Source organism: Streptomyces yokosukanensis, from assembly GCF_001514035.1.
In the GTDB taxonomy this organism is placed as follows: domain Bacteria; phylum Actinomycetota; class Actinomycetes; order Streptomycetales; family Streptomycetaceae; genus Streptomyces; species Streptomyces yokosukanensis.
In genome coordinates, this window is the sequence record NZ_KQ948267.1 from 2,355 (window position 1) to 3,078 (window position 724).

General features: G+C 71.0%; 1 protein-coding gene. It reads left to right on the top strand.

Annotated elements, in window-relative coordinates; all coding sequences use genetic code 11:
* Positions 1-724: SDR family oxidoreductase (locus AQI95_RS43970; RefSeq protein WP_482255598.1), on the top strand; the 724-nt coding region annotated here is incomplete at both ends.

Genomic DNA, 724 nt, shown 5'->3' on the forward strand with positions numbered 1-724 from the left:
TCGGATGCTCCGGGTGTGGCTGAGTTGGTGGCCGGGCTGGGTGTTGATGTGTCCGTGGTCGCCTGTGATGCTTCGGACCGGGAGGCGCTGCGGGAGTTGTTGGCCGCCGAGGCCGACACCCTGACCGCGGTCGTGCACACGGCCGGTGTGCTGGACGACGGTGTGCTGGACGCGCTCACGCCCGAACGCTTCGAGAGTGTGTTGCGGGCGAAGGCCACCTCCGCGCTGAACCTGCACGAGCTGACCCTTGAGCTGGGGATCGAGCTCGATGCCTTCGTGCTCTTCTCCTCGATGAGCGGCACGATCGGTTCGGCTGGTCAGGGTAATTACGCTGCGGCGAACGCTTACTTGGACGCGCTTGCCGAGCAGCGGCGGGCCGCCGGGCTGGCCGCGACGTCCATCGCGTGGGGTCCGTGGGCCGAGGGTGGCATGGCCGCCGACGAGGCCCTTGAAGCCCGGATGCGGCGCGAAGGTCTCCCGCCGATGGCGCCGGAGACTGCGATGGCCGTCCTGCGGCAGAGTGTGGGTGCGTCCGGAGACGCGGCCGCCCTGTTGGTGGCCGACGTGGCGTGGGAGCGTTTCGCGCCCGCCTTCTCCGTGGTCCGTCCCAGCAGCCTCTTCGCCGACCTGCCGGAAGTCCTGGCCGCGGGAGCCGCTGGGACCCGCCCGGCCGATGAGGCAGGTGCTCCGGTGGGCCGACTGGCCGGTCTGGGCGCGGCCGATC